At 59.6% G+C, this 16,913-nt stretch carries 16 protein-coding genes; 6 read left to right on the top strand and 10 right to left on the bottom strand.

Going from position 1 to position 16,913, the window contains the following annotated elements; all coding sequences use genetic code 11:
* Window positions 1-65 precede the first annotated feature (65 nt).
* Both CRP02_RS04520 and CRP02_RS04525 read left to right on the top strand, forming a co-directional pair.
* On the top strand, window positions 66-1,262 hold the full coding sequence (locus tag CRP02_RS04520) for an MFS transporter (protein WP_097100238.1): 1,197 nt from the start codon (window positions 66-68) through the stop codon (window positions 1,260-1,262).
* 88 nt (window positions 1,263-1,350) lie between these two features.
* A complete protein-coding gene (locus tag CRP02_RS04525) occupies window positions 1,351-2,247 on the top strand; it encodes a LysR substrate-binding domain-containing protein (protein WP_003517949.1) in 897 nt (298 codons plus the stop codon).
* A 24-nt stretch (window positions 2,248-2,271) separates the two neighbouring features.
* On the opposite strand, the gene CRP02_RS04530 is transcribed toward CRP02_RS04525, so the two are convergent.
* From CRP02_RS04530 to CRP02_RS04575, 10 genes are all read right to left on the bottom strand, one after another.
* Window positions 2,272-3,552, bottom strand: a complete 1,281-nt coding sequence (locus CRP02_RS04530) for a TRAP transporter large permease (RefSeq protein ID WP_003517952.1) — start codon at window positions 3,550-3,552, stop codon at window positions 2,272-2,274.
* 3 nt (window positions 3,553-3,555) lie between these two features.
* Window positions 3,556-4,107, bottom strand: a complete 552-nt coding sequence (locus CRP02_RS04535) for a TRAP transporter small permease (RefSeq protein WP_097170395.1) — start codon at window positions 4,105-4,107, stop codon at window positions 3,556-3,558.
* Window positions 4,108-4,248: 141 nt separating this feature from the next.
* Entirely contained in the window at window positions 4,249-5,244 is a 996-nt protein-coding gene (locus CRP02_RS04540) for a DctP family TRAP transporter solute-binding subunit (protein ID WP_060642674.1), read from the bottom strand.
* 21 nt (window positions 5,245-5,265) lie between these two features.
* Window positions 5,266-6,168, bottom strand: a complete 903-nt coding sequence (locus CRP02_RS04545) for an NAD(P)-dependent oxidoreductase (RefSeq protein WP_097170396.1) — start codon at window positions 6,166-6,168, stop codon at window positions 5,266-5,268.
* Window positions 6,169-6,180: 12 nt separating this feature from the next.
* Window positions 6,181-6,483, bottom strand: a complete 303-nt coding sequence (locus tag CRP02_RS04550; protein WP_097100480.1) for a putative quinol monooxygenase — start codon at window positions 6,481-6,483, stop codon at window positions 6,181-6,183.
* A 17-nt stretch (window positions 6,484-6,500) separates the two neighbouring features.
* Window positions 6,501-7,859, bottom strand: a complete 1,359-nt coding sequence (locus tag CRP02_RS04555) for an NAD(P)H-dependent oxidoreductase (RefSeq protein ID WP_097170397.1) — start codon at window positions 7,857-7,859, stop codon at window positions 6,501-6,503.
* A gap of 262 nt (window positions 7,860-8,121) precedes the next feature.
* Window positions 8,122-9,135, bottom strand: coding sequence for a LacI family DNA-binding transcriptional regulator (locus CRP02_RS04560; protein WP_019566487.1), 1,014 nt, complete (start codon window positions 9,133-9,135; stop codon window positions 8,122-8,124).
* Window positions 9,136-9,251: 116 nt separating this feature from the next.
* Window positions 9,252-10,262, bottom strand: coding sequence for a D-altritol 5-dehydrogenase (locus tag CRP02_RS04565; RefSeq protein ID WP_097171243.1), 1,011 nt, complete (start codon window positions 10,260-10,262; stop codon window positions 9,252-9,254).
* Window positions 10,263-10,278: 16 nt separating this feature from the next.
* Window positions 10,279-11,049, bottom strand: coding sequence for a galactitol 2-dehydrogenase (locus CRP02_RS04570; protein WP_025595922.1), 771 nt, complete (start codon window positions 11,047-11,049; stop codon window positions 10,279-10,281).
* 173 nt (window positions 11,050-11,222) lie between these two features.
* On the bottom strand, window positions 11,223-12,536 hold the full coding sequence (locus tag CRP02_RS04575) for an ABC transporter substrate-binding protein (protein ID WP_097170398.1): 1,314 nt from the start codon (window positions 12,534-12,536) through the stop codon (window positions 11,223-11,225).
* 311 nt (window positions 12,537-12,847) lie between these two features.
* Between CRP02_RS04575 and CRP02_RS04580 the strand changes: the two genes are divergently transcribed.
* The 4 genes from CRP02_RS04580 (at window position 12,848) to CRP02_RS04595 (ending at window position 16,910) form a co-directional block, all read left to right on the top strand.
* The gene (locus CRP02_RS04580; protein ID WP_179783938.1) at window positions 12,848-13,855 is read left to right on the top strand and encodes a sugar kinase; all 1,008 of its coding nucleotides are present in this window, start codon (window positions 12,848-12,850) and stop codon (window positions 13,853-13,855) included.
* Window positions 13,852-15,129: a D-tagatose-bisphosphate aldolase, class II, non-catalytic subunit gene (locus tag CRP02_RS04585; protein WP_097170399.1), complete on the top strand. Its 1,278-nt coding sequence runs from the start codon at window positions 13,852-13,854 to the stop codon at window positions 15,127-15,129. The genes CRP02_RS04580 and CRP02_RS04585 overlap by 4 nt, the downstream gene beginning before the upstream one ends.
* Before the next feature lie 71 nt (window positions 15,130-15,200).
* Window positions 15,201-16,073 (top strand): carbohydrate ABC transporter permease, encoded by an 873-nt coding sequence (locus CRP02_RS04590; RefSeq protein ID WP_013761441.1) that lies wholly within the window; start codon window positions 15,201-15,203, stop codon window positions 16,071-16,073.
* 12 nt (window positions 16,074-16,085) lie between these two features.
* Complete coding sequence (locus tag CRP02_RS04595; protein WP_003510506.1) at window positions 16,086-16,910, top strand: carbohydrate ABC transporter permease; 825 nt, start codon at window positions 16,086-16,088, stop codon at window positions 16,908-16,910.
* Window positions 16,911-16,913: the final 3 nt, after the last annotated feature.

A 16,913-nucleotide genomic window follows, 5' to 3' on the forward strand; every position in this document is an offset into this window, starting at 1 on the left:
ATAAAAGCGGGAAGAAATAAAGGCACGTTTCCCGTCTCTCGCGGGAAATCTGGAGAGGATACATCATGGCCACCGTCACCAGCACCGGGTTCAGCCCGCAACGCACGGCGTTTTCAATCATTGCAGCAGCCAGCTTCTGCCACATGCTCAACGACATCATGCAATCGCTGCTGACGTCGCTTTATCCGCTGCTGAAGGCCAATTATGCGCTCGACTTCATGCAGATCGGGCTGCTCACCTTCGCCTTTCAGGTCACCGCATCGCTGTTGCAGCCGGTCGTCGGCATGGTGACCGATCGCTGGCCCATGCCTTTCTCCCTGCCAGTCGCCATGCTGTCCACCTGTGCCGGCCTCATCACGCTCGCATTCGCTCACAGCTTCGAGGTGCTCGTGATCGGCGCCTGCCTGATCGGTGTCGGCTCGGCTATCTTCCATCCGGAGGCTTCCCGCGTTGCTCGTCTGGCATCCGGTGGTCGCCACGGTCTGGCACAGTCCTTCTTCCAGGTTGGTGGCAATACAGGCACGGCCATCGGCCCGCTGCTGGCCGCCTTCATCGTCATCCCGTTCGGTCAGTCCAGCCTCAGCTGGTTCTCACTGATCGCGCTGATGGGCTTTGCCGTCTTGTCCTGGGTCGGCGTCTGGTATACCCGCCACCGCCGCGCGAATGTCGGCAAGGCTCCTGCCAGCCGCGCACTTCCGCTGGCACGCGGCACCGTGATGATGACGCTTGCCGTGCTGGTGGTTTTGACCGCCACCAAGAACGCCTATCTCGCCAGCCTTTCCAGCTATTTCACCTTCTACACCATCGAGAAGTTCGGGCTGGGCGTGCAGGATGCGCAGGTTCTGCTGTTCCTCTTCCTTGGCGCTTCTGCGGCGGGCGTTTTCTTCGGTGGCCCGATCGGCGACCGCTTCGGCTCGCGCGTCGTCATCTGGTTCTCGATCCTCGGCGTCATTCCTTTCGCGCTGATGCTGCCCTATGCGAACCTGTTCTGGACGACCGTTCTCGTCGTCGTCATCGGCTTCGTCTTCTCCTCCGCCTTCTCGGCAATCGTCGTGTTCGCGCAGGAACTGGTACCCGGGCGCGTTGGTCTCATCGCCGGCATGTTCTTCGGTTTTGCCTTTGGCTTCGGTGGCATCGGGGCCGCGGTTCTCGGGATCTATGCGGATAAGGAAGGCATCGAGTTCGTCTATCGCATCTGCTCCTACCTGCCGCTGCTCGGCCTGTTGACCGTGCTTTTGCCAAAGTTGCCGAGCCACCGGTAAAGACCCTTCGCTCTCAAGCGTTTCGTGACGGCAGTCACCTGTGATAATCACGGTGACTGCCGTAATTCGTTGAGCGAAGACCAGCCACATGCAGATACCGATAAAATCGATCCTCGTCTTTCATGCTGCGGCAAGGGCGGGCAGCATTTCGCGGGCGGCGGAAGAGCTGAGCGTTACGCCTTCAGCCGTTTCCCAGCAGATCCAGTTGCTGGAAGGCCAGCTTGGCACGACGCTGATGGCGCGGACCGGCCGCAAGGTGACGCTGACGGAGGCGGGCGAGCGGTACTTCTCGATGATCACCGCACAGATCGAGCAGATCACCGATGCCACCGACAGTATTCGCGGCTTCCGCTCGGTGACGACACTGACAATCAGGGCAACCCCGACCATTTCCAACAAATGGCTGCTGCCGCGTCTCGGCTCCTTTCTGGAGGAGCATCCCGAACTGGAAGTGCGCCTCGACGGCACCAACGAGCCGACCGATTTTTCGCAGGAGCTTGTCGACATAGAGCTGCGCCATGGCGATGGCCGCTGGCCGGGCCTGTTTGTGGAAGGGCTCGTGGAGGAAGAGTTCCTGCCGGTCTGTTCACCGGACATGCCCGGTGCCGGCACATTCCTGCCCGAAGATTTGCAGAACCAGCGGCTTATCCACTCGGTCAAGGCGCAGGCGCAATGGAACCACTGGTTCCCGCTCTCCGGCGTGACGGCTGAAAAGCGCTGGCGCCGCGTTCTGTTCGATCGCAGCCACATGGCCATCGACGCCGCCGTTCTAGGCATCGGCGTGGCGCTGGAAAGCACGTTGATGATGGAGCGGGAACTGCAACGCGGAATGCTGATCCCGGCCGTGGCCGATGCACCCCGCATCAAGCTCGTCACGCAATGGATCGTTTGCCCGCATTCCCACCTGCGCCAGAGAAAAGTGACGCTGTTTCTGGAGTGGATGCGAAAACAACGCGACGAGTGGCGTGCCCGTCGCGTTGTCTGATGCTTCAGGCTTCCTGCTTCAGTCTCAATAAAGACCCATCAACCGTATCGGCCCGAGCGTCAGCACCGGGAAAAGCACGAGTGCGAATATGGCGAGCGTCAGCACCGTCATCGGCGCCAGCGAACCACGAATGACATCCTCGATCTTCATGTTCGCCACCTGTGCTGCCGCGAACAGGCAGACCCCGACCGGCGGCGTTACAAGGCCGAGTGTCAGCGTCATGACAGTCACGATCAGGAAGTGGATCGGATCGATGCCAAGCGCCTCCACCGGCGGCATCAGCACCGGAATGAGGATGAACATGGCAGGGATAGCCTCCATGAAGATACCGATGATCAGCAGGAAAACGAAGATCACCAGCATGCCCGACATTGGCCCAAGGTTCATCGCCTTCAAAAGCTCGGCCACCTGTTCCGGCAGGCCGTCGAAGGTGAAGACCCAGGCGGCAAGCTGCGAGGTGGCGGCGATGAACAGGATGGTGCCGGAAATGCGCGCCGTGGAGATCAGTATTTCCGGCAATTCGCGAACCGGCAGCGTGCGATAGACCAGCACACCCAATACGGCCACATAAACGACCGCGATGGCTGCGGCTTCCGTCGGCGTGAACAGGCCACTGGCGATACCGATGATGAGGATCAGCGGCGTGAGCATCGGCAGGATGGCGCGAAGGCCGGTGACGATAACCAGACGGAAATTGAAGGGCGTCGGCGGATTGTAGCCGTAATGCACCGAATAGAAATGGTTAAACACAAGAAAAGCGAAGGCGATGAAGAGGCCGGGCACCAGACCCGCAATGAGCAGCGTGCCGATCGACACGTTGGCAATGGAACCGGCAATCACGATCAGGATCGAAGGCGGGATGATGGAGGAGAGCGTGGAGGTGCAGAGCGTCATGCCGACGGCATAACCCTTTGGAAATCCGTGTCGCTCCATGGCCTTGATTTCGATTGCGCCCACAGAGGCGATATCGGCGACAGAGGAGCCGGAGACGCCGGAAAAGATGACCGACGAAATGACGTTGACGTGGCCAAGCCCACCGGGAAGCCAGCCGACCATGGCCTCGGCGAAATCGAAGATGCGCTCCGCCACACGCCCGCGCTCCATCACCGTACCGACCAAAATAAAGAGTGGCACGGCGACGAGAAGGAAAGAGTTCATCGACGAGAACATCGTCTGCGAAAGTAGGTCCATGGGCATGGAGGTGAAGAGCCACAGCGTGCCGACACTGGCGAGCGCCAAAGCGATGGCGAGCGGCACACCCAGCATGCTGAGACCGAAAAAGGCGATGAGAAGAAAGACCGACATGGCTCAATGTCCTGCTGAAATGGAGATATCGGCGTGCGCGATCTCGTCCGCGGGGATACCGATCTCGGGGAGCGCGATCAGGTCCCGCCTGCTGCGCAGCGATTCGATGATGGCCAGCACGGCGATGACGGCCGAGACAGGCAGAACCATGCCGATGGTCCACATGGGGATGGGCAAAGTCGCGGCGGTCTCGTTCATCATGATCTGCTGGCGCACCAGGGTGAAGCCCGTCCAGCCCATCATGCCGAAGAAGAACACCGAAGAACCGACATAGATCGGCACCGCCAAGCGCCTGAACAGGCGGTGGAAAAGCACTAGAAATAGCACGACCCGGGCGCTTTCAACGGTGCGGAAACCTGCGGCGAGGCCGAGGAACACCATCCAGATGAAGAGAAAGCGTGTCGCCTCCTCGGTCCAGGGAAGAGGGCTGCCGATGAGGCGGCCAATGACCTGGAGAAGAACGACGACAAGAATACCGAAACAGGCCGCCCCGGCGGCGACATCAGCGATGACCTTGACGATGGTGCCGAGCACCGACGGTTTCGTATCGCGCATGACAATACCCTTCCACTGCTGAAACCGGATATCCGGTAAAACGAATGCCACCCTGCCGTTGCGGCAAGGCAACCCTTGCTGACGCTGGGAGCGGCCGGGTTGCTAATCGGTGCAACCCCGGCCCTCCTTTCACTGGCGGCGTCAGTTCGTCTTGAGGAAAGCCTGCGTCTTGTCGAAAAACGCCTGATCTTTCACGAGGGCGGAGAACTTTGCCGAAAGACCAGTCGCGACAGCCACGAAAGCCTTGCGCTCGTCATCGGTCAGCGTGTTGACCTCCATGCCGTTCTTCTTCAGCGTTGCGAGCGACTTGTCGATATCGGCAGCATCGTTCTCGGCTTTCCACAGCTCGGTTTCCGTGGCCGCGTCCCTCAACGCCGTCTTGAAGCCCTCGTCGAGGCCTTCGAAACGGGCCGGGTTCATGCCCAGCACCCAGGCGTCAGCGATGTGGTTGCTGATCGTCAGGTATTTCTGCACTTCATAAAGCTTGGCGCTGACAGGCACGTTGACCGGATTTTCCTGCCCGTCGACGACTTTCAGCTGGAGCGCGTTATAGACTTCCGCAAAGGCCATCGGCGTCGGGGCAGCACCCATGGCGCCGAAGAATTCGACCCAGAGCGGATTGTTCGGCACACGCAGCTTCATGCCCTTGAGATCGGCAGGCGATTTGATCGGCGCCTTGGAGTTGGTGATCTGGCGCAGCGGCCGAGACCAGAGATCGAGCCCAAGAATGCCGATCTTGCTCAGATCGCCGGAAAGCTCCTTACCAAGATCGCTGTCGAGATAGACGCGCAACTGGTCGATATCGCGGAACTGATAGGGAATGGCGATGGCCGTGAATTTCGGATTGAACGTCGCGTAAAGCGATGTCGAGTTCAAGAGCATGTCGAGCGAACCGCCGGCCAGCTGCTTGACGCCCGCCGAAGGATCGCCGCCATAAAGCGTGCCGTTCGGAAACACCTTGATCTTGAGCTTGCCGTCGGTCTTCTTCGAAACAATCTCGGCGAACTTGTTGGCCGCGAGCGTGATTTCCGACGTATCGGAATCCGGCGTCGAAAGCGTGAGCGTTTCCGCCTGCGCGATCGATGCAACAAGCATGGTGGCGGCAAGAGCCAGCCCGTAAAGTTTTGAAATTTTCATGTGTTCCTCCCTTTGTTGTGTCTAAACAGTTTCGAGCGTTCCTCCGAACGCATTCATGCGCTTAATTTCAAGGATCACACCGCTGTGATCAAGTTCGCCCGCACCATGCTCGACCATGGAACGGAACAGCCGGTCAACCTCCTCGCTGACCGGTAATTTCAGGCCCCGCCCCCGGGCAAAGGCCAGTGCCGTGGACGTATCCTTCAGCTGATATTTCGCTGGTCCGCCGGGGCGAAAATCGCCCTCAACCATGCGTTTTCCGTGCTGGCGGAAGACGGTGGAATCGGCAAAGCCACCAAGCAAAGCCTGCCGCACCTTCGCCGGGTCGGCTCCGCCCTCTTCGACAAGGGTGAGGGCCTCCGCGACGGCGCAGATCGTTGAAGCCACGATCAGCTGGTTGGCGAGCTTGGCCAACGAGCCGCAACCCACCGGACCGACATGGGTGACGCGGCCAAGGCAATCGAATAGTGGCCGCAGCGCATCCACGTCCCGCTGTTCACCACCGGCCATGATCGCAAGCGTTCCTTCGATCGCCCCTTTTTCACCGCCGGAAACCGGTGCGTCGACATAAGCGACGCCATGAGCCTTTGCCGCCTCCGCCTGTTCCCGTGCGCTGTCGACGGGAATGGAACTCATTACAAGAAGGACCGCGCCGGGTTTCATCGCTGAAATGACACCCGACGTCCCGAGCAAAACCGCGTCGCAGACCGGGCCTGAACTCAGCATGCAAAGCACGACATCCGCCTGCGCCACCGCCGCGCCAGCTGTCGCCACCGGCTCAACGCCTTTTTCCACCAGAATGGAGGCTTTTTCAGCGCTGCGGTTCCAGGCCCTGACCGGGAAACCGGCCTCAGCCAGACGCGCCGCCATGGGTGCGCCCATGATGCCCGTTCCGATGACGGCAATGTCGCGGATGTCCTGCATTTTCTCCATCCTTCAAAGCCATTGCCGGTTGAGGAAACGCACCGGCAACTCTTCTTCTATGAGGGCGGGAAACGCCTCGCGAAACCGGTCGAGATGGGGTGTTTTCAGATGGTCGTCGAAAGCTTCGCGGCTGTCATAGACCTCGTAGAACACCACGTTGTTTCCGGATTCCGGCCGCACCACATCGAATTGCCGGCAACCCGGTTCATCCTGAACCGAATGGATGGCATCATCTTGCGCTGCGTTCAGAAAGGCATCCATCGCGTCAGGCTTGACCCGGAATTCCGCGATTACCACGAAAGCTCCATTCGGCATGTCCCGTTCTCCGTCCATCACGCCGCAGCATCTTTTTGCGGACGGAACTGGTTTTCCATGTCCTGGCGAAGCTTCACCACATCCAGGTCGCTCACCAGTTCCACATCGTCGAAGCTGACGATCTGGTCCTTCCTGATGGCGCGCTTCAGCTTGACATTATGGGCAAGGCCGATCGGCAGCGCCTTGATGTCCAGGCTGCGGGTGGCCGGGATGGCATTGGCCCAAACCGCGTAACCGCCCTCGCCATCAAGCATTTCGCCGGGCTGCATGTCCTTCTTGGCCGTCGCAACCGCATCGCCGCGGAACTCCTTCGAGCAACCGGTGGCCTCATTGCGCAGTACGGCCGAAAGCACGCTGATCGAAGTTTCGAGACCGATGATGTGGAACGGACGCCACATGGAGGCGTACCAGCCCGAAGGATCGGTCAGCAGTCCATATTGCTTGAAGCAGGCGCGGGCATATTCATTATGCGCCTTGAAGGTGACGAAAACGCCGTAACGGATGTTATTAAACACCTCGCGACCATCCGGCTCCTGGCTTGCGGCAATATCCACGAGACCGGAGCGCGACATGCGGCCACCATCCGCAGCAGGGCGGAAGACGCGGGCCAGATCGTGCAGGCCGGCGGGCGGGAAGGCCAGACCGTCATCCGGGCAATCCAGCCCCGTGCCGTTTGCGACCGCCGCCATCTCGATGGCCGCCTTGGTGCCGTCGGTAAATGAATTGTACATTTTCGGATTGAAGTCGCCCTTGGCCACTTCCTCGTCAGTCCAGCCAAAGTAGCTCCAGACCGTATCAGGCGTCGAATACCGGTAACGCGGCTCGAAATTCATGCCCTTGCCGGCGGAAACGACCTCGAAGCCGGTGGCGCGTGCCCAATCGACCAATTCGCAGATCAGGGCCGGCTGGTCACCGTAAGCCATGGAGTAGATAAGACCCTTGGCCCGCGCCTTTTCAGCCAGGATCGGCCCGACCATCACATCGGCTTCCACATTGACCATGACGACATGTTTGTTGTGGTCGATGGCTCCGAGCGCATGGCGCGCGCCAGCCAGCGGATGGCCGGTCGCCTCGATCACGCATTCAATCTCGCCGCAGGCGAACAGTTCGTTCACATCGTCGGTCACATAGGTCTTGCCGCTCTTCAGCGCATCGGCGCAGCTCGTCGCGTCATAACGTTCCCTCGGCCAGCCGACGCGGTCAAACGATTCCCGCGCCTTGCCGACATTGAGATCGGCGACGGCGACCATGTGGAAACCGGCGATGCGCTGCGCCTGCGCCAGAACCATGGAACCGAACTTGCCGGCACCGATGAGACCGACCCTGACGGGCTTGCCACCGGCTGCGCGCTGCGACAGAAGAGAATAGAGATTCATGTTTTGACATCCTTCGCTGGGGAAATTGCTGGCGAGAGTGCCCAGTCAGCCCGGCGAAGGCCATGCGATACCGAGGCTGCGAAGGGTTGTCCCTCGCGGCACCGAAGACATGACGTTTCTGCGTTCCTCCCGGATCCCGGCACACACTTGCGCCGGCTCCCGCGGTCGCCTCCCAAAGCAACCCTGGGAACAGAGTAGGAGCGTTCAAATATTAGTTCTATTTAGAAAAACAGATTTTTCTTTTAATTTTTCTAACAAACTATCAAGCCGATTTGCGCAGCATCAGATCGGCACTGAGGAGAATGCGCTCGCGCATCCGTGTCGTGTCATCCGCCTCCTCATTCAGCTTCTGCAGCAGAAGTTCGATCGATAGCCTGCCGATTTCGTTATAATTCTGCGCAACCGTGGTAATCGGCGGGCAGGCATAACGCGAAAGCGGATGATCGTCATGGCCGGCGACCCTGAGATCGTAATCCGTGCCATGGCCGACCCTGATGCCCTTCTGGAAAGCGGCGGCGATGACGCCGAAGGCGATACGGTCATTGGCGCATAAAATAGTGCGCGAGGGCAAATGCCCTGCCCCATCCAGCAACCGGGTCGCTTCATCAAAGGCGAAACGCTCGAAATCCCAAGTGACGGTGCCGGGAACACCGATGACATGCGGCTCGAAACCAAGACGCTGCATCGCCTCCTCATAGGCCGTGCGGCGCGTTGCGGCGTTGGTATTGACCTGCGGCATGTCGAAGAAACAGGGCGGCTCGCCCGAACGGCAGAGATAATCCACCATCAGCCCGACGCTCTGGCGGTTGTCGGTGCCGACAAAGGCCGAGGTCTCGTCGAGTGGAGAATCGACATAGACGATCGGTATGCTGGCCGCCAGCTGCTCTAGCGTGGCGCGATGGGATTTGACGCCGAGCGGAGCGATGATGGCGCCCGCGACATTCATCGACTTGAAGGTGCGGATAGCCCGATCCTCGATTTCCGCCTTGCCGTCGGACGACAGCACGAAGGCAAGGAACCCCGCCTCGTTGGCGATGAGTTCGATACGGCTCGTCAGCGCCATGTAGAACGGGTCGGTCGAGTTGGGAATAATGATGCCGATGATATTGGAGCGGCGGCGGTTGAGGTTGACGGCGAAGATATTCGGTCGGAAGCCCGATTTCTTCAGCGCATCCTCGATGGCATCCCGCGTCTTCTTGCGGACCGAGGCCGGATCATTGAAGTATTTCGAAACAGTCGGGCGGGAAAGGCCGACGAATTCCGAGAACTCTTCCATCGTCCTGATAGATTTGGCCAAAGTGCTTGCCCCCATGAAATATTACATGTGGTACTCTATATCGACCGGCCTTCGCACGAAAAGCCGGTCGAATACGGTTATCAACGGCCAAACGATCATTCGGCTGCAAATTGCACTTTCATCGTCGCCGGATCGGACGGCTTTTTCATAAAGAACGGCAGCATATCCGAAAGCGGCAGCCGGTGCGACACCAGCCGCGCCATGACATCGCCATCCGTTTCCAGAATGGCAAGCGCCTGCGGTATGTTGCGGTTCAGCGAATGTGAGCCGACAAGCTTCAGCTGCCGCCGGAAGATTTCGAAAGGCGCAACCGAGATACGGGCATCCGGCGCGCAGACACCGAAAAACAGCGCCGTGCCGCCATCCGCGATCAGCGGGATCATTGCTTCCGCAACAGCTGCGATGCCGGTCGCATCCGCCACGAAATCGAACGACTTCTGTTGCCGCAGCAGCGCCTCTGACCCGGAAACCGCCGGCTGAAGTCCAAGACTTTCAGCGAAGTCCAGCCTGCTTTCGTTGATGTCCGCAATCGTCACCGTCGCGATGCCGCGTGATTTCAGCGACAGGGCGAGCAGCAGGCCGATGGGGCCGGCGCCAAAAACAAGCGCATTGCCCGGCACCGACCCACTCTCGCCAATGCCTGAGCTCTGCATTCCGTTGACGACGCAGGCGAGCGGTTCGGCAAGTGCTGCCACGTGATAGGGCATGGAATCTATGCCATGCAGTTGGTCGGCGCGCACCACGCTGAATTCCGCAAAACCGCCATTGTGGGAAACGCCATAGGCCTTCAGCGTGCTGCAAAGGTTGGTAAGCCCTTTCCTGCAACTGGTGCAGGTGCCGCAGGGCAGATTGGGATCGACGACAACCCTGTCGCCGACCTTGATGCCCGTGACATCTGCCGCCACCGCCGCAACTTCGCCGGCATATTCATGGCCGGGAATGACGGGAAAGGCACCGTCACCGTAACGCGCATGCAGCACGTCGATATCGGTATGGCACAGCCCCGAAGCCTTTACCCGGACAAGGGCATGCCCCGGCGGCAGATCGGCGACGGGCACGTCAGTAAGCACGGCACGTCCCTTCTCGACGAATTGAATCGCATGCATGGTCATCTCCGGCTTTTCAGCTCATCCAGTTGCCGCCGTCGACATTATATGTCTGGGCGAGAATATAGTCGCTGTCGGAAGAGGCGAGGAAAACTGCAAGGCCCTTAATGTCATCCGGCGTGGCGAAACGGCCGATCGGAACGGATTTGGCTACCGCCGCCTTCTTCTCACCCGGCTTCAAGCCTTCCCATTTAGCGAAATGCGCATCGACCACTTCCCAATGCTCGCCATCCACGACACCAGGCGCAATCGCATTGACGTTGATGCCGTGTTTGACGAGCGCCAGCGCCGCCGACTGCGTGGCGGAAATGATCGCCGCTTTGGAAGCGCAATAAAGCGTGACGAGCGCCTCGCCCCGCCGACCGGCCTGGCTCGCCATATTGATGATCTTGCCGCCGCGCGCACGCGCGATCATGACATTGGAGACGGCCTTCATCATGAAAAGCGGCCCCTTGAGATTGATGTCGAAAACCCGCTCATAGCTCTCTTCGGTAATGCCGTTGATCGGCGCCATATCGAAGATCGCGGCATTGTTGACGAGAATATCGATGCCGCCGAATTCCTCATCGACCGCCTTTACAACCGCATCGATCTGACCAAGGTCAGTCACGTCCAGCCGGATGGCCTTGGCGGATGGGCCGATAGCGGCTGCAGAAGCGGTTGCCCTGGCAATATCGATATCGGCGATGATGACCTTTGCACCCTCATCGGCGAAAGCCTGTGCAAAACCAAGGCCGATGCCGCGGGCGGCGCCGGTAATCAGCGCGACCTTGTTCTTCAATCTCATGTCGATCTCCGTGATGCATGACGAGTAAATTGGCCATGCCCGTTTGTTGTTAGATATTTTCCTCCCTCCCCTCATTGCTGTGCTTGTCACAGGAATCAGGAGATGGATGTGACAGCCCCACCCATGCCGCCCGCCACCAAGAGGCGAACGGGCGGCACGCCGGGAGGACGCGGCTACTTGATGTAGCCCGCGCGGGTCATGTCACGCTCGACCTGTTTCTGGGCGCCCTCGAGCGCCGTATCGACGGTCTGCTGGCCGGAGAGTGCTGCCGCAATCTGCTGGCCGACAACCGTGCCGATCGACTGGAATTCCGGTATGGCGACGAACTGCACGCCGGTATAGGGGACCGGATCCTTTGTCGGCTTCGACGGATCGGCGGACATGATGGCTTTCAGCACCGTATCCGCAAAGGGTGCGGCCTTCTTGTATTCCGGCAGCTCATAGGTGGATTTGCGCGTACCGGGCGGCACGGCGACCCAGCCTTCGCTTTCGCCGACCGTCTTAACATAGTTCTTCGAGGTCGCCCATTTAACGAATGACTTGGCGGTTTCGAGCTTCTTCGTGGTGTTCGGAATTGCAAGGTTCCATGACCACGACCAGCTCGATCCGTTCGGCGTTGCCTCTACCGGAGCACGCGTGAAAGCGGTCTTGTCGGCAACCTGGCTCTGTTTGGGATCGTAGATACGTCCCGCAGCCGAAGTAGCGTCAATCCACATGGCGCAATGGCCGGATGCGAACAGCGTCTGGTTCTCGTTAAAACCGTTGGTCGCCGCACCGGGCGGGCCGTAGGAGGTCATCAGCGCAACATAATCCGAGATCGCCTTTTTCCACGGCTCGCTCGTCAGCTGCGGCTTCCAGTCCATGTCGAACCAGCGTCCGCCATAGGTATTGATCATCGTGCCGAGGAAAGCCATGTTCTCGCCCCAGCCGGGCTTGCCGCGCAGGCAAATGCCATATTGCTGTTTCGACTTGTCCGTCAGCTTGGCTGCGAAGTCCTTGATCTGGTCGTAGCTTGGATTATCAGGCATTTTCAGGCCGGCCGCGTCGAACAGGTCCTTGCGGTAAAGGGTGAACGAGCTTTCGGTGTAAAACGGCACCGCGTAAAGCTTGCCGTTCACCGTCAGGCCTTTCTTGATCGGATCGAGCAGATCGGCGTAATCGTAATCGTCGCCGAGATCATCGACCGGGGCCAGCCAGCCCTGCTTGCCCCAGATCGGCGCTTCGTAACCGCCGATGGTCATGATGTCGAACTGGCCGCCATTGGTGGCGATATCGGTGGTGACGCGTTCGCGCAGAACATTCTCTTCCAGCACGATCCAGTTGATCTTGTTTCCTGTTTCCTTCTCCCAGGCGCTGGAAAGCTTCTGCATGATGATCATGTCGCCATTGTTGACAGTGGCGATGTTGATTTCTTCCGCCTGCGCAAGTCCGGCCAAAAGGCCCGCTCCAACCACAGACGACGACAGAATTCCAATGAATTTGCTCATGAGACCCGCTCCTCCTTTACGGATGTCCCCGCATAACAATACATGCGTAAATTTTTATCTCGCAAAATCGCGCCATTTGTCAACATCCAAAAATAAAATGTGACGTGAGCACTCTTGGATATATTTCTATAAATAGCTGTTTTAAAGTCGATAATGTCATCAAAAATAATTACATGATCCGCTTTACTTGCTGCATCGCAACAAAAACATCATCAAAAAATATCTTGACGCGCGTAAATTTTAACTGATATCCGGAAAATAACAGAGCCGGGACGCCGGGGATTTGCACCCACCGGAAAGGTGGGAGCCGAATGCATATGGAGGAGATGATGAGGCAGGTATCCGCACTTGCGCCGCACGCGAAAGGCCCGACCATTACGGCGGGTGAAATCCTCGTGGAAATCATGGCGACGACAGTGGGCGACGGTTTTCTCGAGCCGCAAACGCTGATCGGCCCCTTTCCAAGCGGCGCGCCCGCCATTTTCATCGATCAGGTCGCGCGTTGCGGCGGCAGCGCCGGCATTATCGCGGCGGTGGGCGATGACGATTTCGGCCGCCTCAACATCGAGCGGCTGCGCCGTGACGGCGTGGACATATCGGCCATCGCCACCATTGCGGACCGGCCGACCGGCAGCGCTTTTGTCCGCTACAGGGAAAACGGTGCACGGGATTTCGTTTTCAACATCGCCCATTCGGCAGCGCGCGAAACGCACATGACTGATAAGGCGCAGGCTCTCATCGAACAGGCGGGCCATGTGCACGTCATGGGATCGGCGTTTGCGATTGCCGGTATCGGCGAGATCATTCTGGAGGCGATCAAAAGCGTCAAGGCGCGCGGCGGCTCGGTGTCTTTCGATCCGAACATCCGCAAGGAACTGGTGCAGGGTAACGAGGGCCGCAAGCTAATCGATGATCTCCTTGATGTCACCGACCTTCTGCTGCCTTCCGGCGAAGAACTTCAAGCTGCCTCCGGTCTGGATGACGAGGACGCAGCGATAGAAAAGCTCCTCGCCTCCGGTATCGGCGAGATCGTGCTGAAGCGCGGCGCTCAAGGCGCCAGCCACTTCAGCCGCGCCTATGGACGCATCGACGCCCCCGGACTGACGGTCTCCGAAATCGATCCGACCGGCGCGGGCGACTGTTTCGGTGCAACCTACCTCACCTGCCGCCGCCTCGGCATGCATCCCGAAAGAGCGCTCGCCTATGCCAATGCATCCGGCGCGTACAACGTTATAAGGCGCGGCCCCATGGAGGGCGCTGCCAGCCTTGCCGAACTTGACGCCTTCATGACCGCGCTATTGTCGGAGGAAGTCCTATGACCACCATTCTGGAAAATCTCGCCGCCGCGCGCCGTGCCGGCAAGCCGGCAGGCATCACTTCGGTCTGCTCTGCCCACCCCGTTGTCCTGCGCGCCGCAATCCGCCGCGCCGCTGCCGGTCAAACAGGCGTGCTGATCGAGGCCACCTGCAACCAGGTCAATCATCTCGGCGGTTATACCGGCATGACGCCGCGCGACTTCGTTACCTTCGTCAACAGCATTGCGCAGGAAGAAGGACTGCCCGGCGAGCTCCTGATTTTCGGCGGCGATCATCTCGGCCCCAATCCCTGGCGCAGGGAGGAAGCCGAGGACGCGCTGACAAAAGCAGCCACCATGGTCGAAGCCTATGTCACAGCCGGTTTTCGCAAGATTCATCTGGATGCGTCGATGGGCTGCGCCGGTGAGCCGGCCGCACTGGATGACGTGACCATTGCCAATCGCGCGGCAAAACTCGCGGCTGTCGCCGAAAAGGCAGCCGCCGAGGCGGGGCTGCCAAAACCGCTTTACATTCTCGGCACCGAAGTGCCGGTGCCGGGCGGCGCCGATCACGTGCTCGACATGGTGGCGCCCACCGAGCCGCAGGCGGCGCGCACGACCATTGACCTGCACCGTGAGATATTTGCGCAGCACGGTCTTTCCGATGCGTTCGAACGGGTCATCGCCTTTGTCGTGCAGCCCGGAGTGGAATTCGGCAGCGACAATGTCGTCGCTTACAATCCGGATGCGGCCACGGCGCTCAGCGCCGTGCTGGACGGCGAACCGCAACTGGTCTTCGAGGCACACTCGACGGATTATCAAACGAGAGCAGCGCTTGCCGCCCTGGTGCGCGATGGATATCCGATCCTGAAAGTAGGTCCGGGGCTGACCTTCGCTTACCGCGAAGCACTCTACGCTCTCGATATGATCGCATCCGAGATGGTCGGCGACTATGGCGACCGGCCGCTGGCGCGGACCATGGAACAGCTGATGCTCGGCGCGCCCGGCGACTGGCAGGGTCATTACCATGGTGATGACATCACGCTCAGATTGCAGCGTCACTACAGCTACAGCGACCGCATTCGCTATTACTGGACAAGGCCCGAGGCACTCGCAGCCGTTTCCGCCTTGCATAAGGCGCTTGACGGGAAGACAATTCCCGAAACCCTGCTGCGCCAATACCTCGGCGAGCTGCCGCTCGCCACGGTTGCAGGCAAGGATATGGAGGAGGTTCTGATCGCCGCGGTGGATCAGGTGCTAGCAACCTACCATGCGGCGACGGGCGAAGGTCGCTGCTAAGACAATCGTCAAGTTAAATTCGGATGCCCCGGCGGAGACGTTGCGGGTATCGGTCATGGAGGGGACTACCAATGGCAACACGAAACACGAGCGGTCTGGCGCGGGTTATGCTTGCGCCTTCGGTGCTGCTTTTGCTGGTGTGGATGATCGTGCCCCTGGCGATGACGCTGTGGTTCTCATTCCAGAACTACAATCTGCTCAACCCTGCCAATGTCAGCTTTGCAGGCCTGTTCAATTACCAGTATTTCTATACCGATCCGGCCTTCTTCCAGTCGATCTTCAACACACTTGCCATCGTCGGCGGCGTGCTTTTGATCACCGTCATCGGCGGTATTGCGATTGCGCTTCTGCTTGACCAGGACATCTTCGGTCAGGGCATCGTGCGCATCATGATCATCTCGCCCTTCTTCGTCATGCCGCCTGTTGCGGCGCTGGTGTGGAAGAACATGATCATGCATCCCGGTTACGGCGTGCTTGCCGATCTGTCGCGCTTCTTCGGCCTGCAGCCGGTCGACTGGTTCGCGCAGTTTCCGCTGCTCTCCATCATCATCATCGTCGCCTGGCAATGGCTGCCCTTTGCGACGCTGATCCTGCTCACCGCCCTCCAGTCGCTCGATGGCGAGCAGAAGGAAGCGGCCGAGATGGATGGCGCCAACTTCATCAACCGCTTCATCTACCTGACGCTGCCGCATCTTGCCCGCGCCATCACCGTCGTCATCCTCATCCAGACGATCTTCCTGCTCGGCGTTTACGCGGAAATCCTCGTCACCACCAATGGCGGACCGGGTTACGCCTCGACCAACCTTGCCTTCCTCATCTATCGCACGGCGCTTCTGGGCTACGACGTCGGCGGCGCATCGGCCGGTGGCATCATCGCCGTCGTGCTCGCCAATATCGTCGCCATCTTCCTGATGCGCGCCGTCGGCAAGAACCTCGACCGTTAAGGAGAAGCGATCATGGCCCGCAAGACAACGACACGCGCAAAGATCGGCTTCACCATCGCGGCATGGGCCGTGGCGTTGCTGCTGTTCTTCCCGATCCTTTACGCCTTCCTCACCTCGATCAAGACCGAGCCGGAGGCGATTGCAGGCTTCAGCCTCATTCCCTCGGGCACGCTCGAAAACTACATCACCGTGCAGACCCAGCGCGATTACTTCAAGCCGTTCATGAACTCGGTCGTGCTGTCGCTCGGCTCGACGATCATCGCGCTCATGATCGCCATTCCCGCCGCCTGGGCCATGGCATTCTCGCCGACCAAACGCACCAAGGACATTCTGATGTGGATGCTCTCCACCAAGATGATGCCGGGGGTGGCGGTGCTGGTGCCGATCTACCTGATCTTCCGCAATGCCGGCCTGCTCGATACCCGCATTGGGCTGACCGTCATGCTCACCTTCATCAACCTGCCGATCGTGGTGTGGATGCTTTATACCTACTTCCGCGAAATCCCCGGCGAGATCCTTGAGGCAGCCCGCATGGATGGTGCCTCGCTCTGGAACGAGATCGTGCATGTACTGACCCCAATGGCGGTTCCGGGCATTGCCTCGACGCTGCTCCTGAACGTCATTCTCGCCTGGAACGAATCCTTCTGGACCATCCGGCTGACGACCACCAATGCGGCACCGCTGACAGCCTTCATCGCCTCCTTCTCCTCACCGCAGGGGCTGTTCTGGGCAAAGCTCTCGGCCGCCTCGATGATGGCGATCGCCCCCATTCTCGTCATCGGCTGGTTCTCGCAGAAACAACTCGTGCGTGGCCTCACCTTTGGCGCCGTGAAATAAGGA

The sequence above is a fragment of the Rhizobium sp. AN5 genome, assembly GCF_900215255.1.
GTDB lineage: Bacteria > Pseudomonadota > Alphaproteobacteria > Rhizobiales > Rhizobiaceae > Agrobacterium > Agrobacterium tumefaciens.

Coding starts and splice junctions, on each gene's coding strand:
- CRP02_RS04520 (WP_097100238.1), top strand. CDS start 66: ATGGCCACCGTCACCAGCACCGGGTTCAGCCCGCAACGCACGGCGTTT.
- CRP02_RS04555 (WP_097170397.1), bottom strand. CDS start 7,859: ATGAATCTCTATTCTCTTCTGTCGCAGCGCGCAGCCGGTGGCAAGCCC.
- CRP02_RS04545 (WP_097170396.1), bottom strand. CDS start 6,168: ATGCAGGACATCCGCGACATTGCCGTCATCGGAACGGGCATCATGGGC.
- CRP02_RS04590 (WP_013761441.1), top strand. CDS start 15,201: ATGGCAACACGAAACACGAGCGGTCTGGCGCGGGTTATGCTTGCGCCT.
- CRP02_RS04595 (WP_003510506.1), top strand. CDS start 16,086: ATGGCCCGCAAGACAACGACACGCGCAAAGATCGGCTTCACCATCGCG.
- CRP02_RS04540 (WP_060642674.1), bottom strand. CDS start 5,244: ATGAAAATTTCAAAACTTTACGGGCTGGCTCTTGCCGCCACCATGCTT.
- CRP02_RS04575 (WP_097170398.1), bottom strand. CDS start 12,536: ATGAGCAAATTCATTGGAATTCTGTCGTCGTCTGTGGTTGGAGCGGGC.
- CRP02_RS04535 (WP_097170395.1), bottom strand. CDS start 4,107: ATGCGCGATACGAAACCGTCGGTGCTCGGCACCATCGTCAAGGTCATC.
- CRP02_RS04525 (WP_003517949.1), top strand. CDS start 1,351: ATGCAGATACCGATAAAATCGATCCTCGTCTTTCATGCTGCGGCAAGG.
- CRP02_RS04585 (WP_097170399.1), top strand. CDS start 13,852: ATGACCACCATTCTGGAAAATCTCGCCGCCGCGCGCCGTGCCGGCAAG.
- CRP02_RS04530 (WP_003517952.1), bottom strand. CDS start 3,552: ATGTCGGTCTTTCTTCTCATCGCCTTTTTCGGTCTCAGCATGCTGGGT.
- CRP02_RS04570 (WP_025595922.1), bottom strand. CDS start 11,049: ATGAGATTGAAGAACAAGGTCGCGCTGATTACCGGCGCCGCCCGCGGC.
- CRP02_RS04560 (WP_019566487.1), bottom strand. CDS start 9,135: ATGGAAGAGTTCTCGGAATTCGTCGGCCTTTCCCGCCCGACTGTTTCG.
- CRP02_RS04565 (WP_097171243.1), bottom strand. CDS start 10,262: ATGCATGCGATTCAATTCGTCGAGAAGGGACGTGCCGTGCTTACTGAC.
- CRP02_RS04550 (WP_097100480.1), bottom strand. CDS start 6,483: ATGCCGAATGGAGCTTTCGTGGTAATCGCGGAATTCCGGGTCAAGCCT.
- CRP02_RS04580 (WP_179783938.1), top strand. CDS start 12,848: ATGCATATGGAGGAGATGATGAGGCAGGTATCCGCACTTGCGCCGCAC.